At 65.5% G+C, this 25,079-nt stretch carries 25 protein-coding genes; 11 read left to right on the plus strand and 14 right to left on the minus strand.

Annotated elements, in window-relative coordinates:
- The first annotated feature begins 210 nt into the window (after positions 1-210).
- The 3 genes from FBY31_RS09055 to FBY31_RS09065 all read left to right on the plus strand — a co-directional run bounded on the left by FBY31_RS09055 (position 211) and on the right by FBY31_RS09065 (position 4,507).
- On the plus strand, positions 211-411 hold the full coding sequence (locus FBY31_RS09055; protein WP_142039569.1) for a DUF2795 domain-containing protein: 201 nt from the start codon (positions 211-213) through the stop codon (positions 409-411).
- A 330-nt stretch (positions 412-741) separates the two neighbouring features.
- A complete protein-coding gene (locus FBY31_RS09060) occupies positions 742-1,818 on the plus strand; it encodes a hypothetical protein (protein WP_160142455.1) in 1,077 nt (358 codons plus the stop codon).
- Positions 1,819-1,912: 94 nt separating this feature from the next.
- On the plus strand, positions 1,913-4,507 hold the full coding sequence (locus FBY31_RS09065) for an AMP-binding protein (RefSeq protein ID WP_142039574.1): 2,595 nt from the start codon (positions 1,913-1,915) through the stop codon (positions 4,505-4,507).
- 394 nt (positions 4,508-4,901) lie between these two features.
- On the opposite strand, the gene FBY31_RS09070 is transcribed toward FBY31_RS09065, so the two are convergent.
- Positions 4,902-5,699 carry a hypothetical protein gene (locus FBY31_RS09070; RefSeq protein WP_235013195.1) on the minus strand — a complete coding sequence of 266 codons (798 nt, stop codon included), beginning with the start codon at positions 5,697-5,699 and terminating at the stop codon, positions 4,902-4,904.
- Between the two features lie 141 nt (positions 5,700-5,840).
- Here FBY31_RS09070 and FBY31_RS09075 point away from each other — a divergent pair, with 141 nt between their 5' ends.
- The 3 genes from FBY31_RS09075 (at position 5,841) to FBY31_RS09085 (ending at position 8,268) form a co-directional block, all read left to right on the plus strand.
- The gene (locus FBY31_RS09075; RefSeq protein ID WP_200833340.1) at positions 5,841-6,206 is read left to right on the plus strand and encodes an ArsR/SmtB family transcription factor; all 366 of its coding nucleotides are present in this window, start codon (positions 5,841-5,843) and stop codon (positions 6,204-6,206) included.
- Positions 6,203-7,288: a cation diffusion facilitator family transporter gene (locus FBY31_RS09080; protein WP_142039584.1), complete on the plus strand. Its 1,086-nt coding sequence runs from the start codon at positions 6,203-6,205 to the stop codon at positions 7,286-7,288. The genes FBY31_RS09075 and FBY31_RS09080 overlap by 4 nt, the downstream gene beginning before the upstream one ends.
- A gap of 233 nt (positions 7,289-7,521) precedes the next feature.
- On the plus strand, positions 7,522-8,268 hold the full coding sequence (locus tag FBY31_RS09085; protein ID WP_142039586.1) for an ABC transporter permease: 747 nt from the start codon (positions 7,522-7,524) through the stop codon (positions 8,266-8,268).
- 7 nt (positions 8,269-8,275) lie between these two features.
- Here the strand turns inward: FBY31_RS09085 and FBY31_RS09090 are convergent, their stop codons facing one another.
- From FBY31_RS09090 to FBY31_RS09100, 3 genes are read right to left on the minus strand one after another with little or no spacing between them, the layout of a single operon-like run.
- Positions 8,276-8,719, minus strand: a complete 444-nt coding sequence (locus FBY31_RS09090) for an SgcJ/EcaC family oxidoreductase (protein ID WP_142039589.1) — start codon at positions 8,717-8,719, stop codon at positions 8,276-8,278.
- Positions 8,712-9,647 carry an alpha/beta fold hydrolase gene (locus tag FBY31_RS09095; protein ID WP_142039591.1) on the minus strand — a complete coding sequence of 312 codons (936 nt, stop codon included), beginning with the start codon at positions 9,645-9,647 and terminating at the stop codon, positions 8,712-8,714. The genes FBY31_RS09090 and FBY31_RS09095 overlap by 8 nt, the downstream gene beginning before the upstream one ends.
- Positions 9,648-9,669: 22 nt before the next feature.
- On the minus strand, positions 9,670-10,044 hold the full coding sequence (locus tag FBY31_RS09100) for a cupin domain-containing protein (protein WP_142039594.1): 375 nt from the start codon (positions 10,042-10,044) through the stop codon (positions 9,670-9,672).
- Positions 10,045-10,325: 281 nt separating this feature from the next.
- On the opposite strand from FBY31_RS09100, the gene FBY31_RS09105 reads away from it, so the two are divergent.
- Positions 10,326-10,610, plus strand: a complete 285-nt coding sequence (locus FBY31_RS09105) for a DUF1540 domain-containing protein (protein ID WP_142039597.1) — start codon at positions 10,326-10,328, stop codon at positions 10,608-10,610.
- A 125-nt stretch (positions 10,611-10,735) separates the two neighbouring features.
- Here FBY31_RS09105 and FBY31_RS09110 read toward each other — a convergent pair whose 3' ends face one another.
- The 10 genes from FBY31_RS09110 to FBY31_RS09155 all read right to left on the minus strand — a co-directional run bounded on the left by FBY31_RS09110 (position 10,736) and on the right by FBY31_RS09155 (position 21,338).
- Positions 10,736-11,908: a carboxylate-amine ligase gene (locus FBY31_RS09110; protein ID WP_142039599.1), complete on the minus strand. Its 1,173-nt coding sequence runs from the start codon at positions 11,906-11,908 to the stop codon at positions 10,736-10,738.
- Positions 11,909-11,924: 16 nt separating this feature from the next.
- Positions 11,925-13,529, minus strand: a complete 1,605-nt coding sequence (locus tag FBY31_RS09115; protein WP_142039604.1) for a M20/M25/M40 family metallo-hydrolase — start codon at positions 13,527-13,529, stop codon at positions 11,925-11,927.
- A gap of 3 nt (positions 13,530-13,532) precedes the next feature.
- Positions 13,533-13,886, minus strand: coding sequence for a hypothetical protein (locus FBY31_RS09120; protein WP_142039607.1), 354 nt, complete (start codon positions 13,884-13,886; stop codon positions 13,533-13,535).
- Positions 13,887-13,900: 14 nt separating this feature from the next.
- Positions 13,901-14,308 (minus strand): four-helix bundle copper-binding protein, encoded by a 408-nt coding sequence (locus FBY31_RS09125; protein WP_142039610.1) that lies wholly within the window; start codon positions 14,306-14,308, stop codon positions 13,901-13,903.
- A 151-nt stretch (positions 14,309-14,459) separates the two neighbouring features.
- The gene (locus FBY31_RS09130; protein WP_142039614.1) at positions 14,460-15,593 is read right to left on the minus strand and encodes a glycosyltransferase; all 1,134 of its coding nucleotides are present in this window, start codon (positions 15,591-15,593) and stop codon (positions 14,460-14,462) included.
- Complete coding sequence (locus tag FBY31_RS09135; RefSeq protein WP_142039616.1) at positions 15,583-16,914, minus strand: family 1 glycosylhydrolase; 1,332 nt, start codon at positions 16,912-16,914, stop codon at positions 15,583-15,585. The genes FBY31_RS09130 and FBY31_RS09135 overlap by 11 nt, the downstream gene beginning before the upstream one ends.
- Positions 16,911-17,249 (minus strand): DUF6752 domain-containing protein, encoded by a 339-nt coding sequence (locus tag FBY31_RS09140; RefSeq protein ID WP_142039619.1) that lies wholly within the window; start codon positions 17,247-17,249, stop codon positions 16,911-16,913. Before FBY31_RS09140 ends, FBY31_RS09135 begins: the two co-directional genes overlap by 4 nt.
- On the minus strand, positions 17,246-18,916 hold the full coding sequence (locus FBY31_RS23005) for a class I SAM-dependent methyltransferase (protein WP_200833341.1): 1,671 nt from the start codon (positions 18,914-18,916) through the stop codon (positions 17,246-17,248). The genes FBY31_RS09140 and FBY31_RS23005 overlap by 4 nt, the downstream gene beginning before the upstream one ends.
- Positions 18,913-20,391 carry a bifunctional cytidylyltransferase/SDR family oxidoreductase gene (locus tag FBY31_RS09150; RefSeq protein WP_142039622.1) on the minus strand — a complete coding sequence of 493 codons (1,479 nt, stop codon included), beginning with the start codon at positions 20,389-20,391 and terminating at the stop codon, positions 18,913-18,915. Before FBY31_RS09150 ends, FBY31_RS23005 begins: the two co-directional genes overlap by 4 nt.
- 29 nt (positions 20,392-20,420) lie before the next feature.
- Positions 20,421-21,338 carry a metallophosphoesterase gene (locus FBY31_RS09155; RefSeq protein ID WP_142039625.1) on the minus strand — a complete coding sequence of 306 codons (918 nt, stop codon included), beginning with the start codon at positions 21,336-21,338 and terminating at the stop codon, positions 20,421-20,423.
- Between the two features lie 273 nt (positions 21,339-21,611).
- On the opposite strand from FBY31_RS09155, the gene FBY31_RS09160 reads away from it, so the two are divergent.
- From FBY31_RS09160 to ctaC, 4 genes are all read left to right on the plus strand, one after another.
- Positions 21,612-21,869 carry a hypothetical protein gene (locus tag FBY31_RS09160; protein ID WP_142039627.1) on the plus strand — a complete coding sequence of 86 codons (258 nt, stop codon included), beginning with the start codon at positions 21,612-21,614 and terminating at the stop codon, positions 21,867-21,869.
- Between the two features lie 31 nt (positions 21,870-21,900).
- Complete coding sequence (locus FBY31_RS09165) at positions 21,901-22,125, plus strand: hypothetical protein (RefSeq protein WP_142039630.1); 225 nt, start codon at positions 21,901-21,903, stop codon at positions 22,123-22,125.
- A gap of 631 nt (positions 22,126-22,756) precedes the next feature.
- Positions 22,757-23,980 carry a DNRLRE domain-containing protein gene (locus FBY31_RS09170; RefSeq protein ID WP_142039633.1) on the plus strand — a complete coding sequence of 408 codons (1,224 nt, stop codon included), beginning with the start codon at positions 22,757-22,759 and terminating at the stop codon, positions 23,978-23,980.
- 209 nt (positions 23,981-24,189) lie between these two features.
- Positions 24,190-25,077, plus strand: a complete 888-nt coding sequence (ctaC, locus tag FBY31_RS09175) for an aa3-type cytochrome oxidase subunit II (protein ID WP_442858211.1) — start codon at positions 24,190-24,192, stop codon at positions 25,075-25,077.
- The last annotated feature ends 2 nt before the right edge of the window (positions 25,078-25,079 follow it).

Consider the following 25,079-nt stretch of genomic DNA (forward strand, 5'->3'; position numbering starts at 1 on the left):
AGACCGGTGCAGCGGAGACCGGGGCAGCGCAGGCCGGGGCAGCCCTGGTCATCTCTGCCACTGCTCTCCATGTCGGCCTCAACGGCCGGCGGTGGCAGCCGCACCCTTTCCCCGCCGGAACGTCCGGCCTACGATGAACTCCTGCGCGGCTCCGCATGCCGGGAGAGTAGCCGCGGACATCAGAACTGGCACCAGAAAGGAACCGACACCATGGCCGAAACACCCAACCCGATCCAGATTCAAAAGTTCCTCGGCGGCGTGGACTATCCCGCCAGCCGCGAGGCGTTGGTATCCAAAGCAAAGGACTCGGGCGCTGACAGCAACGTGATTAAGGCCCTCGAGGCCATCCCGGACCGGGAATACGACAGCCCAACGGCCGTAAGCTCCGCGGTTTCCGGCAACAAATCCTAGATAGGCCCGGCCGGGAAAAGTTCATCGGCAAGCCGTCCACGGCTTCCAGTCCCGTGGACCAGGATCTTGGGTCCGCATTTTTCGTCGTCGTCACATGGCAACGGGTAGTGCCAGCCAAAAATAACGAGTACCGGAAGCCCCCTGCCACGCTGGTTTTGCCTCTTATCCCCGGCATATACTGGCCGAGCTTCATGTGGCCTTAATAGCATCGGAAACATCTCACGGTTCGGTACGGGACGCCGGCGACCGGCAGAACGCAGGCGCGCAGCTTCCCGGATCGACATACACCGGCTCCGCCGGTCGCGGAATCCCGCAGGCGCCGAGGCGTCAATGAATCCGGCCATCATCGTGCTCGGCAGGCGATGGCGAGCCGGAGGATGGATGGTCATGAGACGATTCTTGGCAGTGGTATCTGGTATTGCGTTGACCTGGGCGCTCATGCCTGCACTGAGTTCCGGTGCTGCTCCGGCTGTGGCCGGCCCGTGCATGGGTGCACCTGCCGCCGAAGGCACCACGTACAACGAAACCCGGCAGTTCGTGGACACCCAGGCGTGGTGGATGCCGGACACTGACCAGGCCAACAACTCCATCACCAATACCGGCCATGCCCACCTGGGGGCGTGCATCCCTGAACGTGAAACGATTAGTTCGGGTAACCTCACGGTGAATGTGCGGGTGATCCTCCATGACAATCCGGGCACGGCGGATTACGTCGCTATGGTGTTCAAAACCTCCGACACCGAAAAGACTGTTCAGAAGTGCTACCTACGGGCTGCAGCAACGAACTTCACGTGTCCCGGCCCGTCCCGCACAGGCAAGGGCGACTTCACCTGTACCGGAACCTGTGAGCGCTGGCTGACGTTCTCGCGGCCAATCTCTGCGTTCAACCATTCAGGCTTGCAGGACGTGCGTTTTCGTGGGTTTATCCCGGAACCGGACGGCAAGGTCATGCAAACCAACTTCAACTGGCAAGTCGGCATCCAAAACGGCAAGTCCCCCTCCGACGTGTCGAGGGATGCGTTCCTGCGGGGCAAGGGATGGTACACCCACGCCAAGTATTGCGAGGCCTCCGTCCGTAGCGTTGCCCTTCCAGACAGTCCGGTGTCAGGTGTCTGGACTCCGGTACTGGGCCTGACCAGTCGCACCGATGGCTCGCTCCCGGCGACGCGCTCATTCATCTCGATCGACCCGGACTTCCACGCCGTTCCGTCCAACGCCGGAGCCGTACTTTGGGACTCTGCAGGTCCATACGGCGCCGAGCCCTTCGGGTCCGCCCCCATCTCGATCGATACCAGGACCCTGGCCAATGGCGTACACAAACTACACCTGCGAACGTCGTGCCGTGACAACAAGCTGGGTTCGACAAACTCCGGGGTGACCGTAATTCCCTTCACAGTGGCCAACTGACAACGGGGGAATCGACTGCCGGCCGCCGTCGTCCATTGTTACGGCCCACATAGTCCAGTTGAGTTAGGTAAGGTTTACCTTCTACTGTGCTCCGGTGACCTTACAGACAGAGCTAGCCGGCGTCTCCTTCGCCGCCACCTTGGCCCGCTTCGGAGACCGCACCGCCGTCAGCACCAACAAAGAGTCGCTGAGCTACCGCGAACTGGCCCGCCGCGTGGAGGACGTGGCCCGGTCGTTCGGGCCCGGCCGCCTCATCGCGCTGGAAGCCGGGAACACCCTGCCGGCCCTGGTGGCCTATCTCGCGGCCCTGTCGTCCGGCAATCCGCTGCTGATCCTTCCCAGCGGGGACTCCGCTGCGGAGGCGCTGGTGGCGGCCTATGATCCGGACGTTGTGGTCCGCGCGTCGAACGGCGAAGCGGCCCTCGACGTGCGCCGCGAGCAAAGCCACCATGATCTGCATCCGGAGCTGGCGCTGCTGCTGAGTACGTCCGGGTCCACCGGTTCGCCCAAGCTGGTTCGGCTTTCCGCGGACAGCATCCAGGCCAATGCCGCAGCCATCGCCCAATACCTGCAGCTGCGTCCCAGCGACACCGCCGCCACCACGCTCCCCCTCTCCTATTGCTACGGGATGAGTGTGGTGAACAGCCACCTCCTGACGGGGGCATCCCTGGCGCTGACGGATCTCTCCGTGGTGGACCCGTGCTTCTGGGAACTCGTCCGCAGCGGGAACGTGACGTCCTTCGCCGCGGTGCCGTACACCTTCGACCTCCTGGACCGCGTGGGCTTCGCGGACATGGATGTGCCCAGCCTCCGGTACATCACGCAGGCGGGAGGGCGGCTTGCTCCTGACCGCGTGCGCTCCTACGCGGAGCTGGGCCGGCGGCAGGGGTGGGACCTGTTTGTGATGTACGGCCAGACCGAAGCCACGGCCCGGATGGCGTACCTGCCGCCGGACCAAGCGGCAGAAAGTCCGCATGCCATCGGGGTGCCGGTGCCCGGCGGGTCCTTCCGGCTTGAGCCCCTTCCCGGACTCGATGCCTCTGAGCTCGTCTACAGCGGACCCAACGTGATGCTGGGGTACGCCGAGCGGCCGGAAGACCTGGCACTGGGACGCACCGTCACCGAGCTTCACACCGGGGACCTGGCCCGCCGCGGCCCCGACGGACTCTACGAGATTGTCGGCAGGCGCAGCCGTTTCGTGAAGATCGTGGGGCTCCGGGTGGACCTGGGGCAGGTTGAACGTCTGCTTGCTGACCTGGGCGTGACTGCGGCCGCTGCCGGTTCCGACCACGAGGTGGTGGCCGCCGTCGAAGGCGACCACGATCTCGCCCTGATCGCCAAAACCCTGGCGCAGGACCTGGGCCTGCCGCGCGCCGCCGTCCGCCTCGTTCCCGTGGAAGCCATCCCGCGCCTTGCCAACGGGAAGCCGGACTATCCGGCCGTCGTCGCCCTCGCTGGTGGACAAGAGGACGACGGCGGCCGTCCCGATGCTGCGCCGCATTCCGCGGAAGGTACTGCTGACGTCCGGCGCATCTTCTTGGAGGTCCTTGAACAGGACGACGTGGGCGATACGGACACGTTCGTTTCCCTCGGCGGAGATTCCCTGTCCTACGTCGCGGCGTCCATCCGGCTGGAGCAGGCGCTCGGATACCTTCCCGAGGGCTGGCATCTGATGCCGGTCTGCGAACTTTCGCCTGCGACGCACGCAGCGCCCGGCCGGGTCCCGCCGTCGGGGAATCCTGTTTCGGTAAAGCCGGTCGGGGCGCCCAGCTGGCGGCGGAAGTTGCTGGCGCCGATGGAGACGGGGATCGTGCTCCGTGCCGTCGCCATCATCTGCATCGTCTCCACCCACATTGGCTTCTTCCATTGGACAGGCACCGCCCACGTGCTCATGGCCGTGGCCGGCTACAACTTTGCCCGTTTCCAGCTCTCCGGCGCGCGCACTGCACGGCTGCGGCGGCAGCTGCGCAGCATCGCCCGGATTGTGGTGCCCAGCGTTGCGGTCATCGGCCTCGCGTTCGCCGTGACGGACAAATATGCCTGGTACAACATATTCCTGCTGAACCCGCTGCTGGGGCCGGAGGGGTGGACCGACTATTCCCGTTTCTGGTTTGTGGAGATCCTGGTCCACATCCTGATCGGGCTCGCTGCATTGCTGGCGGTCCCTGCTGTTGACCGGGCCGTACGCCGGTGGCCGTGGGCCTTCGGGCTGGCCCTGGTGGCGGTTGACCTGCCGCTGCTTTTTGGCCTCGTGGAGAGCCGTTATCCCGGCCAGGGCCCGGTGCTGTGGCTGTTCGGGCTGGGCTGGGCTGCCGCCGCGTCGCGCACGCTGTGGCAGAAAGCGGCCGTGACGGCGGTTGCGCTCCTGATCGTCCCCGAATCCTTCGACAACCCTTACCGGAGTGCGACGATTCTGGCGGGTTGCCTGATCCTGCTCTGGGTGCCCACCCTGCATGTGCCGCGCGGACTTCACCGGATCACCGCGCTGCTGGCAAGCGCGTCACTGCACATCTACGTGACGCACTGGCTGGTGTACCCACTCGTGGATCCGGTGGACAAGGGGCTCGCTGTGCTGGCGTCTCTGGCCTGCGGGGTCCTCTACTGGATGCTGGCCACGCGGGCGATGGGCTTCGTTGAAAAGTGGGTGAAGGCGCGGCGCTTGCAGTCCCGCGCCGCCCGCTCCCACTGAAGCAAAGGTTCAGTGCAGCTCCGGCGTTTAGGGCCAGCCTGTTTCGCGCAGCGCCGCACGCCTTCCCCCTTCCCGCCGGCCGCCGTCGTGCGCTCCTGCCCGGTTGCTTCCCGCGCCTCAGGACGCCGCGCCGTGTACGACGGCGTGTCCCGGCTCAGAACCTTTGGGCCCCCGGAAGCAACTGGGGAGGAGCGAACGGAACTTCGTCGCCGCGCCGCGCTGCGCTAGAAGCGGTTGCGGGGCGGGCGGGTCTGGCCGGCGCGCATCTGCTTCGTTTTCCGCGCCTGCATTATCCGGCTGATGATGGTGGGGAGCAAAGCAAACAGCAGTTTCTTCATGTTCCGATCCTTTGGTTTGGTGGCAGTTTTTCAGGTTCGACCTCAGCGCTGGCCGATCACGGCTGGCTCTCCGCCGCCCGGACCTCGCTGTAGGGATCATCCGGATTCCTCAAAGGCACACCGGCCGCTTCCGTGCCTGAATAGGCGGGACGGGCAGGCTCCCCGTAAATGGTTTCACCGTAGGTAGCGGGAGTGGTTGCCCGTTCCTGGTAAACCGGCTCCTCGCCCCACGGAGCAGTTGTTCCCCTGGCCGGTGCCTGCGCAGGCATCGGCGGGACTGCGGGCTCTGCCGCCGGGGCCCCTGCTTGGAGCCCGCGCGCGAGGCGCCCCGCGAGGAGCCCCGCGCCGGCAGCCAGGAGCAGGAACGTCCCCGGCTTGCGGCGGGCGAAGGACTGCACCTGATCCAGGAGCTCGCGAGGTTCAGCGCCTTCGATCCAGGAGGCAGCTGAGGACGCCTGCCCGGCAACCCGGCGGACCAGGTCACTGGCCACTCCCTGTTCCTCCGTGGCATCAGCCATGGTGTGCAACTGGCTGGAGATGGTCCGGATGCCTTCGGCAGCTTTCCGCTGCTGCTCGCCGGACTGGCTGCTCAGGCCCCACTTCGCCTGCTGCAGCAGATCCTGGGCACTGGACTTTGCTTCGGTTGCGACGTGTCCGGCTTCGAGCTTGGCGGTTTGAGCCACACTGCGGGCCGCATCAGCCGCCTGCCCGGCGATCTTCGGCGCCTCCTCCTTTACGGCCTCCTTCTTGGTGATGTACGTTTCCGGCTCCGCCGAAGCATCGGTGGGTGCGGGGTTTCCGTACTGGTCGAGGGAGCTTCCGGCAGAAGCCTCAGGCCACTGGTTTTCCGTCATCGTCACTCACTTTCCTTGATGCGCAGCTGGACTCTGGAACCAGCAGGATTAATTAGTAAGTATGGTTACTAATTAGATGGTAGGCATACCAGTCGACCGCTGCCAAGGCTGCAGCGCCGATTAGTATGTAAGAATATGCGCATGAATGCAGATAACAGTGCTTGTTCGCTCAGTGCCGACAGCCAGTACGTGGAGCTGGCGGTGGAGGTCTTCGCTATGCTGGCCGACGCCACCCGGGTGCGCATCATCCTGGCCTTGCGCGACGGCGAGATGGCAGTGGGTGAGCTGGCCGAAGTGGTGGGCAAAACACCGGCCGCAGTGTCCCAGCACCTCGCCAAGATGCGCCTGGCCCGGATGGTCTCCCCGCGCCAGGACGGCACCAGGGTTTTGTACCGGCTGGAAAACGAGCATGCGCGCCAGCTGGTGGCAGACGCGATCTTCCAGGCCGAGCACGCTCTCGGCGGAGAGCCGGCGCACCACCGCCGCGACCCGAAGGCGGCATCATGAGCCGGCAGGAACACCTTCACGAACCCGCGCAGACGGAGCACGGGCATTCCCACGACAACGTTCACGCACACGGCCACGAGCCGCACAGCCACGAGCCGCACGACCACGACCACGACCACGACCACGACCACCATCATCACGGGGGCTTCAAGGGCTGGCTCTTCGAGCTGTTCGTCCCTCACACGCACGACGCCGCCGACTCCATCGATGACGCCATGGAGGCCAGCGTCGAAGGCGTCCGTGCCCTGAAGATCAGCCTCTTCCTGCTCCTGGGCACCACCATCCTGCAGTTCCTCGTGGTGCTGGTCAGCGGCTCCGTGGCGCTGCTCGCGGACACCATCCACAACTTCTCGGACGCCCTCACCGCGGTTCCGCTGTGGGTCGCCTTCATCCTGGGCCGCCGCGCCGCCACCCGCCGCTACACCTACGGCTTCGGCCGGGCGGAGGACCTCGCGGGGCTGTTCATCGTCGCCGTCGTCGCCCTGTCCGCCGTCGTGGCAGCCTGGCAGTCCGTGGACCGGCTGCTGAACCCCCAGCCGCTGAGCAACCTGTGGTGGGTCTTCGCCGCAGGCCTGATCGGATTCGCCGGCAATGAGGCAGTGGCCATCTACCGCATCAGGGTGGGCCGCCGGATCGGGTCCGCCGCCCTCGTGGCCGACGGCGTGCACGCCCGCACCGACGGCTTCACCTCCCTGGCCGTGGTGCTCGGCGCCGTCGGCGTCATGCTCGGCTTCCCCTTGGCCGACCCCATCGTTGGCCTCCTGATCTCGGCTGCCATCCTGGTCCTCTTGTGGGGGACGGTCCGCAGCATCGGGCGGCGGCTGATGGACGGCATCGAACCGGACCTGGTGGATGCCGCCCAGAAAGCCCTCGAAGCCACGCCTGGAGTCCTGGCCGTGCCGCGGCTGCAGCTGCGCTGGTCCGGCCACCGCCTGCAGGGCGCAGCAACTTTGGTGGTGGACGACGGCGTCACGCTGGCTTCCGCCGAACAGGTCACTAACGAAGCCGGGCACCGCTTGAAGCATGCCCTGCCCAAGGTGGACCACATGGTCCTCACCCCGTCCGGCGGCAGCACCCGCTAGCGCAAGGCGGGGCCGCCGTCGTTCCTTCCCTCCCAGTTGCTTTCCCGTCCGCAACGGCACCGCGCCGGGAACGGCGGCGTGTCCTCCCCCCGAACCGCAGCGCGGCAGAAGCAACTGGGCGGGAGCGTACGGGGTCAGCAGGGCAACTTTTTCAGAACGAGTGATTCCGCCAAGCCGGACGGCAGCCCGTCCCCTGCCTGCGCCACGAAGGCGACGCGCCATAGGCTGGGCTGATGGTCGATCTCGCTCCCTTGGTGCCCACTGTGGTGGCCGTGGCCATCCTGATGGCGCTCACCGTTGTGCTGCTCCGGGGCTCCCGCACGCCGTCTTACCTTGCCCCTGCCCTGGCCATCCTCCGCGGCGCCGCCCAACTCGCCCTCATCAGCCTGGTGCTGGGCGGCATCATCACCGATCCGCTGTGGGTGGCAATCGCGCTGCTGGTGATGTTCACCGTGGCTGCCGTCACCGCAACCCGCAGGCTGACCTGGTCCTGGCCGCGGTTTCCGGTGGTGGCAGGGACCATGGCCGGGGGCATCACGGTGACGCTCGCCGTCGTCTTCGGCACAGGGGCGATCGAGTTTACGCCGCGGTACGTCCTGGCCGTCGGCGGCATTGTGATCGGCAACTGCATGACCATCGCTGTGCTGGCAGGGCGCCGGTTTTTCGAAGCCGTCCGGGAACAGTGGGACCAGGTGGAAGGCTGGCTCGCGCTGGGCGCCCCAGCCGGGCGGGCCACGTTAACCCAGGCGCGCTACTCGGTGCATGCCGCCCTGATCCCGTCCACCGACCAAACGAAAACCACCGGCCTGGTGACCCTGCCCGGCGCGTTCGTGGGCGCGATCTTCGGCGGCGCGTCCCCCTTGGAGGCCGGACGGTTCCAGGTGGTGGTGCTGGCCTCGATCATGGCGGCAGGCGCCATCACCGCCGTCGGACTGATCCGTTCCCTGGGCGCGGTAAAGGTGCGGCCGGAACCGTTCTAGGCCCCGCTCACCCGGCGAGCAGCTGCTGCAGCTCGGCGGTCATAGCGTTCACCAGCTCGGGCCTGCCGTGGAACTGGGCGGGGGTGTTCTGGAAGAGTTCGATGCCCCAGACGCCATCTTCGCGTACCGCCACCATGGTCTGATGCGCGATGGTGGCCGGGGAAACGTCCGCCCGGCCCGGCGGCACGAGTCCGGTGACGGCGATCAGCAGCGCGGTGCCGGGCCCCAGCGTCCGCACGTCCCGCACCTTGGCGACGTAGGTGGCCGTGGCGTGGTCCCTGAAGATGGAAGCCAGGTGCTGGAAGATCTCGTCCGGCCCGGTGGCGGTGCTGCCATCGAACCCGATCTGTAGCCCGCGCTCCCGGAAGCGCTCCGCCATTGCCCGTGCATCCCGCCGGTTCCAGGCAGCGATCAACCGCTCGTACAGCCTGCGGACTTCTGAATCATCCATCGCCACCCCCTAGGAACATCCGGATAGTCTCCGCCATCCGCTGTGACTGCGTCCAGTGCAGGTAGTGGTTGCCTTCGAGCGGGACCACCTCGTGGCGCCTGACGTTCTTCAGCAGGTTCTCTGCCGCCGCTGTCTTGTCGGCTGTGTGCCCAGTCTTCTCGTCGGCGATGAAGGCGAGCACGGGCAGGTCGTCAGGATACGTCACTCCCCGGAGGGCAACCGAGTTGTTCCCGATCCGGGCCGTTTCATCCACCACGGCGGGGCTGCCGAAGTTCCAGTTCGCCATCATCCGCATGCGCCGCAGCTCGTCATCGGTGTAGGCGTTGCTGTCCGGATCGACGAGGCCGGGCGCCACCGCGATCACCGCGCGGAGCACCCCGGTGACGGACAGGGCCCGTTGCCAGTTGAACTCCGGCTGCGGCTCCGGCACCGGCTCGTTCCCCGGCTTCGGGATGGTGGCATCGATGCCGACCACCGCCGACACTTCCGTCCGGTACCGGTTCGCATAGTCAAGCATGTAGAAACCGGCGATCGAGTGGCCCGCCAGCACGTACGGCTGCTTCACCTGGAGTTTGGCCAGGACCTCGTGGAGTTCGTTGCTGATACTCTCGTTGGTCCGGGGGCCGGCTTCCGGGTCGCTGTAGCCGTACCCAAACCCTTCCACCACGATGGCGTCGAAGCCGTTGAGTTCACGGATCAACGGCTGGAAATCGAGGGCAGGAGCCGAAGTTCCCAAGCCGCTCAGGAGGACGATCGGCTGGCCCTCCTGCCCGTTCCGGTACACGTTCAGAGCACCGCTTCCGACGGCGACGCGCTCGCCGTACGCAGGCGTGCCCGACTTTTCTGTCCGCTCGAGGATCAGGTTGACCGCCGTCGAGAGCAGGATCAGCCCCAGGACGATGAGGGCCGCGATCCCGGCGCGGCGCATCCCGCGCCGGGGCTTTTTGGGCCTAGGCAGGCTTGGCAAAAACAGCCGCGCTCATGATTTCGTACCCCACGAATGGCTGGTCGCCTTCCACCCAGGCGTCATGGCCGGCCGGAATGGTGTAGGCGTGGCCCGCGCTGACCGTGCTCCGCGTGCCGTCATCCATTTGGACTGTCAGCGTTCCCGCCGCGCAGATCCCGACGTGGTTGACCTGGCAGGTGTCCGTGTGCACCACGGTCTTGACGGTCTCGGACCACCGCCAGCCCGGCTCAAAAGTGAACCTGCCCAAAGTGGTGTCTCCGACGTTGACAACGTCGACGGCGGTCTTGGGCGGGCGGCGCCGTTCATCCGGTTCGTCGAATGACTTCGTTTCAAGGGCTTTGACTGCTTCTCCGGCCATTTCCTTCTCCTGACAGGGAGTGATTGGAACTATTCATCCGGAACGCCCAGACCGCTCGCGGGGTTGGTTGGGCGGCCAAGGTTAGGGTCAAGGCCATGCCAACACTGGCACCCAGCGGTATCAGCGTGCGCCCAGGAGCCTGCTCTGTCAATACATTCGCCGGCCCGCGGGCTGGCGAATTAGGTCAAACAATTGGGTCTTTTTGATCCAGCGGGGCGGGCCTACGGTAGGAAAACATCGGCCTGCCAACCCGGGCTGCCGAAGTACGGAGGATCTTAGAGATGACATCGCACGTCGCAGACTGCAGCGTAACCAACTGTTCCTTCAACGACCATACAAACTGCAACGCCGCCGCCATCACTGTCAGTGGCGCCGAAAACCACGCCCAGTGCGCAACATTCATCGACACCGGCATGCACGGCGGCCTCCCCAAGGTGCTGGCGGACGTCGGAGCCTGCCAGCGCTCCGAATGCATCCACAACGACCACCTGATGTGCCAGGCACCCGAAGTCCATGTTGGTCCCGGCGCGGACAACGCCGACTGCCTCACCTACGCCCACCGTTAACCTTCCGGACCCCCGGTGGGTTGAACCGGTCGAAACCTCCGCCGGTTGAGCTTGTCGAAACCCCCGGTGGTTGAGCTTGTCGAAACCTCGACAGGCTCAACCACCGGGGCTTTTGCCTGCACGGACTACTCCGCCGGCACCCACACGGTGCAGTCGGCGGCGTCCGCCACCACGGCCTGAAGCTCCCCGGCGCGGTGCAGCACTTCCAGCTGGCGTGAAGCGCCGGTGCCCACGTAAAGCAGGTCGTCGATCAGTTCCTCCACCCGGCGCAGGTCCCCGATGTCCTCCAGCGCCTCCCGGACGTGGTCCAGCAGCACATTCACCACGGCGATGGCGGGTGCGGGTTGGAATGTCAGCGGGTCCAGCAGTTCCCCGCGCAGCCCCCAGCGGCTCGCTTTCCAGCTGGCCAACCGCACAAGCTCGGTGGGCACGGCCACGGGCGGGACGCCTTCGCGCGATTCCCGTGCGGCCGTCTCCACCAGCCCGCGCGCGATCCCTGCCAGCAGCAGGGCGTTCTGCGGCCGGAGGCACACATCGGCAATCCGGATCTCAACGGTCGGGTAGTGCCGGGACAGCCTGGCGTCGAAATACACCATCCCTTCATCGAGCAGGACGCCGGTACTCACCATGTCATGCACCAGCTGGTGGTACGTCTCCGGCGAGCCGAGGATGTTCAGCGGCCCGGCGGAAGGCCACCGGCTCCAGACCTGCGCGCGATAGCTGGCATAGCCAGTGTCCTTTCCGTGCCAGAACGGCGAATTCGCACTGAGCGCGCTCAGCACCGGAAGCCAGGTGCGAATGCGGTCCAGCACGGCCACGCCCTCTTCGTCGGAGTCCACAGAAACGTGGATGTGGCAGCCGCAGGTGAGCTGTTCCCTGGCGGTCAGCCCGTACTCCTCAGTCATGGCCATAAAGCGGCGAAGCTGCACCGGATGCGGGTCGGACGGCAAGGGGGATGTTCCCAGGGCCGCAGCCCGGACCCCAACCCTCCGCGCCTCGGTGTCCGCCATGGCCCGGCCCAGGATGAGGTCCGCCTCCAGGGTGGCCATGCTGGCATGCGGAGGGGTGACCACTTCAATCATTTCCTGCTGGAATTCAGCTGTGAGGACGGGTCCTCCGCCGGGGCCGGCGGGGCGGGTGTACCGCTCCAGCAGTTCACCGGCCAGTGGCTCGGCCTCCCCCGTTTCCGGGCTCACCAGCAGCAGCTCCTCCTCCATACCAAACGTACGACGGCGTCCGGCGCCTCCGCTGGTGCCACCAGTTGCCGCCAGGGTGCTTTCCGCTCCAGAGCCGTCCATCGCCGTCGTCCTCCTGTCATTCCATCCGGGCCAGTTCGTCCCAGAAACATGCAAGCGTGGCCGCGCCGTTCACCAGGACCTCGAGGCTGGCGCTCTCGTCACTGTCATGCCAGTGGTCCTCCACCAGGCCCGTTCCGAAAAACAGGACCGGGGCGTCCAGTGACCGGCTGAGCAGCTCGGCCGGCCCGCCGCCCGCATTGCCCATCCTGCCCACAGTGGCGGAGCGGAAGCCGTTGGCCATGGCCCGTTCCAGCGCCGAAACGGCCGGATGGTCCGGAGTCCGGTACGGTTCCTGGGCCGTCTCGAGGTCCACGCTGAGCGTGTGCCCGTAGCTTTCTCCTACCGTGTCCTGAACCCATTGCCGGAACTGCTCCGCCACTTTCTCCGCCCGCTGGCCCATTACGGTCCGGAAGCTCAGGTCCACGGAGGCCACCGACGGAACGGCGGCGCTGGAAAGTCCGGCAGGATCGCCGGCGATCAATGCCGTGACCTCTACCGCGGGGCGGAGCCACAGGCGTTCCGGAACGGTAAACCCCTTCTCGCCGGTGATGCTTCCCGACTCCGAGCGCTCCAGCCAGTCCTGTTCAGTGAACGGCAGGTGTGCGAGCGCCTCCCGAATGTGTTCCGGGACTGGCGCAACGTCGTCGTAGAATCCGGGGATGGCGATCCGGCCATTTTCGTCATGAAGGCCGGCGAGCAGCCTGCTCAGTTCAAAAGCCGGATTGGGCGCCGCCCCGGAAACGGCGCCGCTGTGAACGTCCACTTCAGGACCAGTGAGCTCCAGGTGGGCGCTGAGCATCCCGCGAAGGCTCACGCACAACGCCGGATGGTCCGCGCGGAAGAGCAGGGTATCGGAGAAGAGCACAAAGTCCGCGTTAAGCCTGTCCCCCTGCTCCTCCAGCAGCCTGGCCAGATGCGGCGACCCGGCTTCCTCCTCCCCCTCCACGAGGTACTTCAGGTTTATTGCGGGCGCACGGGATTGGGCAGGCTGGGTTTGGGCAGGCTCAACCACCGGCCGGGCTTCGACAGGCTCAACCACAGGCCGGGTTTCGACAGGCCGGGTTTCGACAGGCTCAACCACCCGCTGGTGCAGGTGGGCGCGGAGGGACCAGAGGTGGGCCAAAACCTGCCCCTTGGCATCAGAGCTGCCCCGCCCGTACAGCCTGCCGTCCCGCACCGCCGGCTCGAAGGGGGCGGTCTGGTCCCACTGCCCGGGTTTGGCCACCCGTACATCGTGGTGGCTGTACACCAAGACGGTGGGGGCGCCGGACGCCTCACACCATTCGGCGTACACGGCGTGGGACTCCCCGGTGGGCAGCACCTCCACCACCGGAAAGCCCACGTCGCGGAAGGCCGCCGCCAGCCAGTTGGCCGAGCGGAGCAGGTCCTGCGCGTGCTCCGGCACCCCCAGCACGCCGGGCACGCGCACCCACTCGGCCAACTGCCGCTCCAACTCGCCCCGCTGGGAGCGGACGAAGGCGTGAAAGTCCGTGCCGCCGTCGTTATCCCGGGCGGGGTGACCCCGGGCGGGGTGACCCGGCGCCGGGTGCTCCGGGGCGGGACGGTCCGACCCGCCGTGATCGGGGCCGTCATGGCCCTCGAGGCCGTGGTACTGCTCCATGGATCACCGCGGCTGGGCAGGGTTGGTGGGGTCGCCCTGGGACGGCGGGTTGATGGGAGGACCCGGAACGCTGGCCGTCTGCGGGGTGTCCGGCAGGCCGGTGTTGACCTCAGGCGTGCTGGGCGTCCGCGGTCCCCGAGGCACGGCACCGCCCTGCAGGTCGTGGAGCCTCTTTTCGAGGATCTGCAGGATGGGCAGGCGGTTGCCGTGTGCCTTCTCGTAGTTGATCAGCTGCGCCACGTCCCCTTCCTCCAGGCCGGAGATCCGGGACGGCAGGGTTCCCACGGGGAGGTGGTCGTAGTCCGGCAGCGGCAGCTCGCTGTGCTGGGGAACATTGTTCTGGGGTACTTCGTTCATGGTTGCTCAGCTCCTTATGTCAGTGAGGTCAATAGCGCTGCGCACGCCTGTTCACAGCGCCGGCACGCTTCTGCACAGATCTGGCAGTGGTCATGCATTTCCGCGTGTTTTTCACATTCCTCCGCGCAGGCCTTGCAGGCGGTCCGGCAGGCTTCCACCAGTGCCCGGGTGATGTTGGCGTCGTACCCGGTGAGACGGGAAAGCACCTTTCCCGCCGTGGCACAGATATCCGCGCAGTCAAGGTCGGTGCGGATGCACTTGACCAGGTCCGCCACCATGTCCTCGCCAAGACAGGCGTCGGCGCAGCCAGTGCAGGTCTGGGCGCATTCATAACAGGCGCTGATGCACTCGGAAAGCTTGGTTACATCGATGCCGCCGAGGTCCTTGGGATGTGTGTCAATCATGGACCGTATATGGGTCATGCCTGGTTCTCCTGTTCCCTGGTTCTTGTGGATCGCCCAACCCTATTGGTAAGTACGCTTACTTGTTTTACGGTACCGGGATGGACGCCGCTGGTACAGGGGTGAGGGTTCTCCTCCCGACCGGCCAGCGGCGGCACGGCAAACACTCGTGTCAGGCGCTGGCCTCGGCCCCCACCGGTTTAGGCTCCTGGAAGCCGTGCGCAAAGACGGATTCGGCCATCTGGGCGGCGATGGCATCCCAGTGGTACTGCTTCAGCAACTCTCGGGTTTTCGCTTTCAGCCCGCGCGACGGATCCCGCTGGCCGAGCGTCCGGCAGAGTGCCGCGAACCCCGCGCCGTCATCGCGCAGGTGCACCACAGCCGGAAAATCGGCGACGACGTCCGGCACCCGTGTGGAGACCACCGGCAGTCCGGCGGCCAGGTACTCGAGGGTTTTGGTGGGGCTGATGGAGCGGGTGGCCTCATTGAGCGCGAACGGCATCAGGGCCACGTCCAGCCCGGCCATCGCCGCGGGCAGGTCCGAATAGCAGGTGTAGCCTTCGTAGCTGATGTTGGGCGCCTGCGGCAGGCTGGCCGGATCGATCTTGGCCACCGGTCCGTACATCCTGATATCCCAGTCCGGAAGGGCGTGCGCCAGATCGGCGATCAGCGCGAGGTCCAGCCGTTCGTCCAGGACGCCCACGTATCCGGCAACGGGACGCTGCCCCGGAACCCGGGCCTCCGCCGTCGGGAGCCTGTAATGCTCCGGCTCCACCCCGCTGGGAAAGAGGAGGGCGTCCGTGCGGCCCTGCCGCACCATGGAGCGGTGGAGCGAGCGGCCGCCGGCAAAAACGACGTCGGCCCTGCGCAGTGCCTGCCGCTGCCTCACCACCAGCTCGGGCGGGGCGTCCTTGAAAGCGGCGAGATCGTCCATTACGTCATAAACGAGCGTGGTGGGGTTCAGTGCGAGGGCCAGTTCCAGGGCCAGCGGCGTGTACAGCCACACCACACGGTCCCCGGCAGGCGGCCCCACCAGCTGGGGCAACTGTGCGATGTAGTCCGGCAGGACGTCGTCGAAAAATCCCACGTGGTGGCCCTGCTCCGGAATCTCCAGCCAGGCGCGGCGGAGGCCGCCCACCTGAATCTGGTTCATCCGGTTGGGTCCACTGAACCCTGGCGACGGGGTGAGCGGCTCCTCCACATACCAGGTGGAACAGCGGGAGCCCAGCCGGGAGACGAGGTGCTGGGGACGCTGCCAGACCCAGTCCCAGCGGAGGTGCGACAAGACAATCAGTTCACTCTGCACTGGCTATCCTCAATTCCATTCGTGTCTCCGTGCGGGGAAGGCTGTTTCCCTGGTCCGCTTCAGGGGCCGGTATCCACTTCCAGTGGGACATCTGTGACTCATATCCGCGCAGCCACGCGGCAACCGGCTCGCCCAGGCTGTACGCCGGCAGCTCGGTGGAGGGCGTGCCCGCCGCGGCCTTCGCATAGATTTCGGACATCACGGAGGGCTGCCTCGCAAGCTCCTGGTCCAGCCAGAACACCCCTACGGGGTCGATGTGGCCGTCGTTGCGGAACAGGAGCGAAGCCCAGTCCGTGGAGTCGATCAGCGGGAACCAGCACAGGCCGTCCAGCGGGACCCCCATCCGCCGGGCCCGTTCACACTGCTCCAGGACATACTTAAACCAGGTGGCGCGGTCCCATACGCGGCCGCGGATGTTGGTTTCGGTGAGCAGGCACGGAAGCCGGTACCGGTCCCAGTACAGGTAGATCTGCTGCGCCAAGGGCAGGGGGTACGGGGTGTTGGGTTCGCCTGCCTTGTCATCAAAATGCCACTGGCAGTGCGCGTAATAATCAAGGCCCAGCACATCGATCCGCCCGGGTTCCAGCTCCTGCAGTTTCTCCCCGCCGGCATCCCGCAGCGGCAGTGCCATGGGTCCATCAGGGTCATACCCCCTGCCGCCGTGCTTGCCGAGGAAGCTGTCCAGCACCAGGAACCGGCGCTCATTGGCCATGGTGGCGTAGGCACTTCCGTGGGCACCCTCACCGGTGTGGTGCTCGCACGTGTCCACCCACACGTGCTTGGCGCGCGGCAGCAGGTCTGCGTAAGCCCGGCTGGCCTCCGCCACGGCCGGAAGCACGTTGAGGATGTGGGCCACGAAGTTGTCCAGGCCCTCGTGGTAAGGCGGCCAGATGGCCTCATGCCCCGTGAGGAACAGGGTGGAGAACGGCTCATTGAAGAGCGTGTACTCCTCCACCCACGGGTAGCGCCGGGCGAACTCTTCCGTGTACCGGAGGTAGGCCGGGCCGAAGCGCGGGTCCGCGAAGCCGCCCTCCAGCCAGCGGGGATAGCTGGTGTGGTGGACCAGGTCCACGATGGGCCGGAAGCCGTGGTCGCGAAGATAGTGCAGCACCTTGTCCGTGTCGTGCCAGTCGAGGACCCCTTCTTCGGCCTCCACCCGGTGCCACCGGACGGGATAGCGCAGCCTTGTGACTCCGCAGCCGGCCAGCAGGCCCAGGTCCTGTTTCCACTGGACATCGTGGGCAGTGGATTCGAAGATGTCCGTGTCATGCCGCGGAAGATACGTGCTTTCGAAGGCGCCGATGATTTCGATTCCGCTCATCTGCCGGCGCCTTCACCCTGCAAAACGGGATTCTTGGCACTTTCCGTTGTTCCGGCGCTTCCTGCAGGGCGGGCGCCGTCGTCCGCATAGCGGGCACCGTCCGTGCTGCCAAGGCGGCCCGGGCTGCGGGCCAGGTGCTCAAACACCAGGTCCAGCAGTTCCGCCGCCCGCAGGTTCAGGCGCCGGGACTCATCCAGGTCGCGGTCCAGCCGGGCAACCTCGGCGCGGAGCTCGGCGATGTCGGTTGCGGCGATGGCCAGCCGCAGGTTGACCTCTTCCAACGGGTCCTCCAGGGGCGTGTGCCCGTGGATGGCGTCTATAAGGGGATCATTCATGGCAGTGCCCTCACTTTCAATCGGTTGGAGGAGAGGGCGCCTTCTTCCCGACGCCCGGTTTGCGGTGGAACATCTTCTGCTTCAAGCCCCAGCCCCGCGAGGCTGGTCTTCAGCGCCGCCAAATCCACGGGGGCGTGGAACAAGCACCCCGGAAACGGTGGTCCGGACTCTTCCGACCTGACTTCCAGTACGGCCTCAGCCGGTGACTCCTGGTTCCTCAGCAGGTGCCCGATCAGCGTCAGCGTGTTCTCCCGGCCCTGCCCGTTGAGGGAATTCAGCAGCAGCCGCGCGTACACGTGCAGCGGGCCGCCCTGGTTGGCAAGCTTTGCCAGCGGGGCAGCCTCGCGCAGGGAATTGAGGTTGACTCTTCTACCCCGTAGCGAGCCCGTGCCGCCGTGAGGGGTATGCAGGTTCTGGATCGCCGGCCGGCTGTAGTCCACGGCCAGCACGTGGTGCCCCCGCTGCGCGAAGTGCCGCGCATCGGCGCCAAGGCCGCAGCCCAGCTCCAGGATCCGGGAGCCAGGGGGAAGTCCGCCGGCGAATTCCTTCGCCAAAGACGACGGCACGGACCAGGACGACGGCGTTTGGCCGGCGTCGGGCCCGGCGTCACCGCGGAGCAGCGCCCGGTGGTGGTCCTCCCAGTTCTCCCGGTCACCGTCTAAGCTGCCCAGCCAGTTGTCATAACGACGGCGGGCCGCCGGCGGCGTAATGAACCGGAACGCCGGATCAGGGGTCCGCCAGCCGGGGCCATAGATGGCCGAGAGCATCTGCTCCGGCTCCGCCGGGGCCGGCAGCTCCCTGCCGTTGATGGTGAGGCTGCGGAGGGGGAAAATCTGCACCTTCCCGGCGGGCTCGCGGGCGTGGAACGTGCCATGGAACCAGCCGTTCACCAGGAAGTAGGTGAAGATGTCCAGGTAGAACCGGTCCGTGCCGTCCGCCGCGGGGAACAGCAGCTGAAGATGCCCCGCTGAGTGCCGCACGGTTTCGTAGCCTTGGGCGTGAAGGGCACGTTCCAGCTCGAAGCCCTCCAGTGCGATGTCCGACGGGTTTTGATGCCGGCTCAGGTAGGCCAGGTCCACGTCGTCGTCGCCTGGCATAACGCGGCCGTCCCGGACAGGTCCCAGGAGCGTGCCGCCGGTGACGAACAGCTCCTGGCCGCGGCCGCGCAGCCAGTCCACCAGCCGGCACGCCTCGTCCAGTGCTTCATCGATGAGGTAGGCGCGCTCCCCGGCGAAGTTGCGCCCGATCCGCCCCCACTTGTTGACGATCTGCGGGATACCCGTGCCGGCTTCCTCGAGCCGGAACTGGTGCGGTGCATCGTCAAAGGCGACAGTCGCCGTCGTGCTTAACGCTTTTCCGTCCTGCATTACCCTGAGCCGCGCCCAGCCTGTGAGCCTCCCGGCGAGGGCCGCAGGCCAGTCGATGACGGACATGTCCGGGCCGGGCCTGACGGTTTCGCCGGCGCGGACGTTCCAGATGGGCCTGCCCTCCAGCAGGATGGACAACGTGGCGTCCGACGGGATGGGCGGCCCCTCCAGCCGGAGCGACCACCTGTCCGCCTGGAGCCGGTGGCTGTGGGCGCCGGCCGCCTGCGCCTCCGGGGCACGGCCGTCCCGGGTCCCAGGGCTGTGGGTCTCGACGTCCCGGGAATCGATAACCTCCCTCATGGTTGCGCCACCAGTTCGGGATCCCTGGACGGGTCCGTGTATGGCAGGCGGACATCCACCACCTGCCCGGTCATGGCCGAGGCCAGGACCTCGATGCTCGCCTCCGCAACGGCCGCCGCGGGCAGCAGTGATCCTTCAGCTTCCACCCCAAACGCCCTGGTCCGCATGGGCGTGGCGGTCCGGCTGGGACTGATGCAGTTCACCCGGATGCCGTCCGTGCTCCATTCATCCGCGAGCGCCTGGGTGAGGTTCACGATGGCCGCCTTGGTGGCGGAGTAGACGGTGTAGTTGGCGCGGCCGCGGGTGTACGAGCTGGATGCGAAGAGGGTCAGCGATCCCCTGCTCGCGGCCAGGTACTTCTGCGATTCCTGCGCCACGATGAAGGCCGCCGTGAGGTTGACGTCCACGTCGTGATGCAGCTGCTCATCGGTCAACTGCGCGAGCGGACCCACACTGAGGACGCCGGCCGTGAGGATCACGTGGTCAATGCGGCCGTAGATGGCGGCCGCATCGGCGAGGGCCTGCGCCACGCAACGGCGGTCCTCCACATACGTCCCGTTGCCCGTACGGCTCTGCGCGATCACCGAGGCGCCTTCCGCCTCGAGCTGCTGGACCAGTTCCAGCCCAATGCCCGAACTGGCACCGAACACCATGACCTTGGCCCCGCGGAGCCCGCCGGTATTCCCGCCGGGCAGGACGGTTTTGTGCTTGAGCTGGAAGAGCTTGTCTGCGAGGTGGATGTCGATTGGCTGGGTGATTTTGATGTTCGCCTCGTCGCCGTCCACCACGAAGATGGGGACGTCGGGGCAGTACTTAAGGACCACGGAGCAGTCGTCCGTGGCGGAGAATTCCGGGTCCTGGCCGGCCCGTTCGTAGGCCCTGGCGATCACGGGCATCCGGAACGCCTGCGGCGTCTGGCCGCGCCGCAGCTTGGCCCGGGGCGGCACGGCGCGAATGAAGTTGTCATCATCCACTTCGATGATGGTGTCGGCCGAAGGAATGGCGGTGTCGACGGCGGCATAAACGTCCAGCGCGCGGATGCAGGCTGTGATGATGTCGCCGTCGAGCAGGGGCCGGACGGCGTCGTGGAAAAGAACGTTGGCGTCCTTGTCCGCAATGGAGTCCAGGGCGCGGCAGGAAGTTTCGCTGCGGTCCGCACCGCCGGGAAGGATGGCGGTGACTTTGCTGAACCCGGTGGCTGTTGCCTTGCCGTCCGGCGTGGACTGCTCTCTGCTGCGGAGCAGCAGTTCCCGGGCTTTGGGAATGTAGCCGGGCGCCATCATCACGATGATCTCGTCCACCAGCCCGGAGTGCTGGAACAGCTCCACCGTGTGCTCCAGGCTGGTGCGGCCGGCGATGGGGACAAACTGTTTGGGGATGTCCAGGCCCATCCGGGCGCCGATTCCGCCTGCAAGGATGACCGCCACGTTGCGGCGCCGGGTGCCGGAGGAGGAAGAGGGCGGTTTCTGGTCCATGGCTGGTCCTTTCTTGGAGTGGTGGTTGCCTATCGACGGGCGGTGGGGGTGCCTCCCGTGTTCTCCGTAGCGGACGGGATGCTGATGGAAGCGGACTTGAGCCGCTGCTTTGTCTCCTCCGCCGTGATGTAGGAATTCATGCGGGGATACTCGCCCACCGGGACCACCGCCGAGACGAATGTCCTGTTGTGGATGCGGACCAGGTTGTAGGAGCGTGCGCCGGCCAGGCCCTGCATCGCACCGGACGGCAGGGCCAGATCCTGGTTGTAGCTGGTGGAGGAGGCCACCGCCACCGGAATGTTGGCGAATGTTGAAAAGACTGTGTGATGGGTGTGGCCGGAAAGGATGCCGATGACGTCGCTGCCCTCCAGCACCTGGGCCAGGTGTTCCTGGTTCCGCAGCTCGGAAAGCACCGCAAGTTCCTGTACCGGCGGGACGGGCGGGTGGTGCATCACCAGGAGGGTGCCGTCGTCGGCCCTTGTTTCCAGCTCGCCGGCCAACCACTGCAGCTGGCCGTCGGTAATCTCGCCGTGGTGGTGGCCCGGGGTGGAAGAATCCAGGACCAGGACGCGCAGGCCGCCCAGGTGGTAGCAGCGGTCCACGGGAAGCGTCCCCGGCTCCTCGTCCAGGAGCAACTTCCGGAAGTTGGCGCGTTGGTCATGGTTGCCCATGGCCCAGATCAGTTGAGCGCCCATCCGCTCTGCGTAGGCCTCGCAGGTGGTGCGCAGCCGGCGGTAGGCCTCTGCGGTTCCCTTATCTGTAAGGTCGCCCGAGAAGATAATGGCTTCCGGATCCAGGCCGCTTGCCTCGATGGAACTGAGGACCTCCACCAGCCCCGCCTGGGGATCCAGCTCACCGTACAGCAGCCCCTCTTCCACGAAGTGAGGGTCACTGACGTGGACCAGCACGTGGTTGGGAGTCGAGTACTCGGACCGGATCACGTGCATGGGAGCCTCTCAGCAGTTCCCCACGTGGACATGACCCAGGCGAGGCGGTGTACTGACGGGCGCTGCTTGCCGTCGAAGGAAGAACATCATAAGCATGCTTATGAAAGTATGGGAAGACTTGGGTACCCGCACCTTCACTTATCCGCCCGCCGCGAGTAGATTCGGAAGTGTGACGGGGCCCACGCCCGTCCCCGCGGCCTTCCTGCAGAGGTGGCGGGAGCAGCTGCTGGAGCAGGCCGGCAGCGCATGTTGCAGAACCGGATAGAGCGTGAGATGTCCCCCTCCCACTTCCAGCAGTTTCTTAACGAAGCCACCACCCCTGACCCTTCGGCCGACCACCCGCTGGGGCCTGATTGCCTCTATGGCCTGTACGTCAGCTGGGCATCCCTGCATGGTTTCCGGCCGAAACCGGACCAGGCCTTCCGTGCCGGCATGCTCCGGTGCAGCGTGGATCCGGATGATTGCCGGCTGCATATGACCGGACCCGCAGCTGCCGATTACATCCTCTCCAGCTACCCCGCCGTAGCCTGACGGCGGCGCCCGCGGCTGGAAGGGGACCGCCATGGGATTCGACCTGCACGAACCGGAGGAACGCAGTCAGCTCAACCGCGCGCTGCTGGCCGGTGACATCACTGTTTCTGAGCTCTGGTTGCGGTACTTCAGCATGAGCGGCATGGCTGGCGAGTATGAGGTCCGGGCCTACGTGGAGGGACTGATCTCTTTGCCTGCCCTCCAGCGCAACCTGCTGGCCATGGCTGTGGAGGAGCTCATGAGCGAGTCGGCTTGAGCTGAGGCGTCGGAGTTAACCCAGCGCCGGCATTTACGTTCCCCGTCCCGCCACGGCGTCCCCGCCGGATCACTGCGGCCATTGAGCACCTGAGGCAGGGCTTTGCGGCGGGGACAGGTTCTTAGCGACAGCCAGGTTAGGTATAGGGGTTGTCGATGAATCCGCTACTGAGGCATGGGGGTTATCGTTCAATTCCTTAATTAGGTATAGGAATTTTGTGCATTCCCCAGAGATAGGTATAGGGGATTGATTGCACATTCTTTCGCTTCAGGTCTACGCTTTGGCATAGCTGGCATTTAGCTGTCGTTGTTTCTGGGTCGACGCTTGCTTAAACCAGCCGGATACTTCAAATCCCCAGTAGAAACAGCGATGAATATGAAAGCTACGTCCGCTGGCTTAGCAAGGCCCTCCTCCTCGCCACAAACGTCGCCCCAAGTCTGCCCGGTAACTCCTGAGGTGCTGGGGCCGCCAGCAATTACGGCTGTCAGAGGATCAGCCATTCAGCCGTTGCCACCCCGGAGACCTGGCTGGACCGGCAGAAACTTTCCGATTGTTCCTCATGGCGGCGATGTAGCAATCGCATGGGACAACGGGTCCAATAATATCTTTACGCTTGATAGAGGGCGGACTGATGTTCTGGCGTAAATGCGCAGCGGTTGCATCATCCATTCTGGTTGGGTCAGCAATCATTACTCCGACAACGGCAAGTGCCGCAGCGTCGGTCTCGCTGACCATGGACACATACGTACAGGCGAACAAGCCGACTACCAACTTTGGGGCCAGCGTGCGTTTGTCCACAGAGGGCCGCACGAACATCTGGCGGAACACACTCCTCCGGTTCAAAGTTCAAGTTCCCGCTGGCGAACATGTTGTTTCGGCTAAACTGCGGGCATATTCGGAGGCATCCACTACTTCCACTGAGTTCGTGGATGTTTTTACTACGTCTGGCGCCTGGACCGAGAGCGGAGTTACCTGGAATAACGCACCAGCACGCCAGACGTGGCTGGGGAAGAAAGGCGGGTTCGCTAACGGCTCTTGGGTCGAATGGGATGTTACTAAGGGGGTTAGCTCAAACGGTGGCGAGCAGAACTTCAAGCTGGAAAGTAACGCGCAGAAGTGGATCGGGTTCAAGTCCAAGGAATCTCCGGATCCCGCCCTGCGCCCCAGGCTGGTCGTAACCACCGCGCCTGATGCGGTAGCACCTGCCGAGGCGGCGGTAGCCCTTGGTTGGGGCACGCCTGTGACTGGCGACGAGTTCAATTACACAGGTGCGCCGGATGCCGCGAAGTGGGATGTCTACAACAGCGCCGGCCACGCGGGCAACGGTATCCGGAGTCCACAGCAGGTTGCCGTGGACGGTTCCAAAATGGTCATGACCGGAACTCCGGATGGCACCACCGCTGGCATGGGCGCGAAGTTTGCACGGCAGAAGTACGGGAGGTGGGAGGTCCGCGCGGCCGGGTCCGGCGACAACGAATACCATATGGTATCCATCCTGTGGCCGGATAGTGAGAATTGGCCGTGTGACGGCGAAGTCGACTACGCGGAGACGACCGGCGACTGGAACCTCATCCAGTTCTTCCACCACTATGGATGTTCGAACTCGCAGACGTCGGCATCCAAGACTCTGGACGTTACCCAGTTCCACAACTACGCGGTTGACTGGTCTCCGAATGGGATCGTCGGCTACGTCGATGGCGTGAAGTGGTTTGAGGACAACAACTCTGCGCACCAGCCTCCCGGCTCGATGCACCAGACGCTACAACTGGACTGGTTCCCAGACAGCACTGCTAACGGCGCTGGCGAGATGCGGGTGGATTGGGTTCGCGTCTATGCGGCGGCTGGCACGGCCTAGCCCCGGCCATGTCCCGGTCCGAGCGGCTCCGCAAAGCTGCAGCACAAGCACCGGTTCGGGCGTTCTCCAGGGAAACTGCGGCACTGGTCCGAAACCCTTTCCTTGCGGCTCCTTTCCGCGCTACTGTGGGCACATCCACTGGCCATGCGCCATGGGATATTGGGCTCATGCAGCTGGGCCTCTGGGGCATTCCGGAGGAGAACCGCGCAGTGAACACCACTAGACGAAACACTTCCAGATGGCGGCGCCGGGCCGCCCTATCCTCTATCCCGGCAGTGATGGCTCTGACCTCATGTTCAGCCGAAGTCCAGCGCGGCTGGCTTCCCGGCGAACGTGACACCACCGATCACACCCCCTTGGTCACAGACCTGTGGGTGAACTCGTGGATTGCCGCAGTGATTATTGGTGTCATCACCTGGGGCCTCATTCTCTGGTGCGTCATCGCCTACCGCCGCAGGAAAGATACGGTCGGCTTCCCCCGGCAGATGAGCTACAACCTCCCGCTGGAAGTCTTCTACCTGGCCGTACCGCTCATGATTGTGGGGGTCCTGTTCGTCTTCACCGACCGGGACCAGCGGGCAATGGACGACCGTTTCGAGGACCCGGATGTTGTGATCGATGTCCGCGGCAAGCAATGGGCCTGGGACTTCAACTACGTCAAGGAAGACGCCCATGAGGACCCGGGCGTGCAGGCCCACCTGGACGGCAACTGGGGCACGCCGGACCGGCTGCCCACCCTGTACCTGCCGGTGGGCAAGAAGGTGGAGCTGCAGCTGAACTCCCGCGATGTCCAGCACTCCTTCTGGGTGGTGGAGTTCCTCCAGAAACGGGACTTGTACCCCGGCGAGAACCAGTACAACAGGTATATCAACATCATTCCCAACCGCACCGGTGAGTTCACCGGCAAATGCGCCGAACTCTGCGGCGAATACCATTCCGAGATGCTTTTCAAGGTCCGAGTAGTCCCCGAGCAGGAATACAACAGCCACATCGCGGATCTCCGGGCCAAGGGCAACACCGGCATCCGCGGCGATGAATTCGACCGGAATCCGGCACGACCAGCCCTGGAGCAGGCACAGCAAAGGACGGAACCGTAATG

Source organism: Arthrobacter sp. SLBN-100 (assembly GCF_006715305.1).
Lineage (GTDB): Bacteria > Actinomycetota > Actinomycetes > Actinomycetales > Micrococcaceae > Arthrobacter.

Coding starts and splice junctions, on each gene's coding strand:
- FBY31_RS09125 (WP_142039610.1), bottom strand. CDS start 14,308: ATGACCCATATACGGTCCATGATTGACACACATCCCAAGGACCTCGGC.
- FBY31_RS09070 (WP_235013195.1), bottom strand. CDS start 5,699: ATGACGGAAAACCAGTGGCCTGAGGCTTCTGCCGGAAGCTCCCTCGAC.
- FBY31_RS09095 (WP_142039591.1), bottom strand. CDS start 9,647: ATGCGCCGCGCCGGGATCGCGGCCCTCATCGTCCTGGGGCTGATCCTG.
- FBY31_RS09055 (WP_142039569.1), top strand. CDS start 211: ATGGCCGAAACACCCAACCCGATCCAGATTCAAAAGTTCCTCGGCGGC.
- FBY31_RS09170 (WP_142039633.1), top strand. CDS start 22,757: ATGTTCTGGCGTAAATGCGCAGCGGTTGCATCATCCATTCTGGTTGGG.
- FBY31_RS09085 (WP_142039586.1), top strand. CDS start 7,522: ATGGTCGATCTCGCTCCCTTGGTGCCCACTGTGGTGGCCGTGGCCATC.
- FBY31_RS09160 (WP_142039627.1), top strand. CDS start 21,612: ATGTCCCCCTCCCACTTCCAGCAGTTTCTTAACGAAGCCACCACCCCT.
- FBY31_RS09105 (WP_142039597.1), top strand. CDS start 10,326: ATGACATCGCACGTCGCAGACTGCAGCGTAACCAACTGTTCCTTCAAC.
- FBY31_RS09135 (WP_142039616.1), bottom strand. CDS start 16,914: ATGAGCGGAATCGAAATCATCGGCGCCTTCGAAAGCACGTATCTTCCG.
- FBY31_RS09060 (WP_160142455.1), top strand. CDS start 742: ATGAATCCGGCCATCATCGTGCTCGGCAGGCGATGGCGAGCCGGAGGA.
- FBY31_RS23005 (WP_200833341.1), bottom strand. CDS start 18,916: ATGAGGGAGGTTATCGATTCCCGGGACGTCGAGACCCACAGCCCTGGG.
- FBY31_RS09140 (WP_142039619.1), bottom strand. CDS start 17,249: ATGAATGATCCCCTTATAGACGCCATCCACGGGCACACGCCCCTGGAG.
- FBY31_RS09110 (WP_142039599.1), bottom strand. CDS start 11,908: ATGGACGGCTCTGGAGCGGAAAGCACCCTGGCGGCAACTGGTGGCACC.
- FBY31_RS09100 (WP_142039594.1), bottom strand. CDS start 10,044: ATGGCCGGAGAAGCAGTCAAAGCCCTTGAAACGAAGTCATTCGACGAA.
- FBY31_RS09090 (WP_142039589.1), bottom strand. CDS start 8,719: ATGGATGATTCAGAAGTCCGCAGGCTGTACGAGCGGTTGATCGCTGCC.
- FBY31_RS09165 (WP_142039630.1), top strand. CDS start 21,901: ATGGGATTCGACCTGCACGAACCGGAGGAACGCAGTCAGCTCAACCGC.
- FBY31_RS09075 (WP_200833340.1), top strand. CDS start 5,841: ATGAATGCAGATAACAGTGCTTGTTCGCTCAGTGCCGACAGCCAGTAC.
- FBY31_RS09115 (WP_142039604.1), bottom strand. CDS start 13,529: ATGGAGCAGTACCACGGCCTCGAGGGCCATGACGGCCCCGATCACGGC.
- FBY31_RS09120 (WP_142039607.1), bottom strand. CDS start 13,886: ATGAACGAAGTACCCCAGAACAATGTTCCCCAGCACAGCGAGCTGCCG.
- FBY31_RS09080 (WP_142039584.1), top strand. CDS start 6,203: ATGAGCCGGCAGGAACACCTTCACGAACCCGCGCAGACGGAGCACGGG.
- FBY31_RS09155 (WP_142039625.1), bottom strand. CDS start 21,338: ATGCACGTGATCCGGTCCGAGTACTCGACTCCCAACCACGTGCTGGTC.
- FBY31_RS09150 (WP_142039622.1), bottom strand. CDS start 20,391: ATGGACCAGAAACCGCCCTCTTCCTCCTCCGGCACCCGGCGCCGCAAC.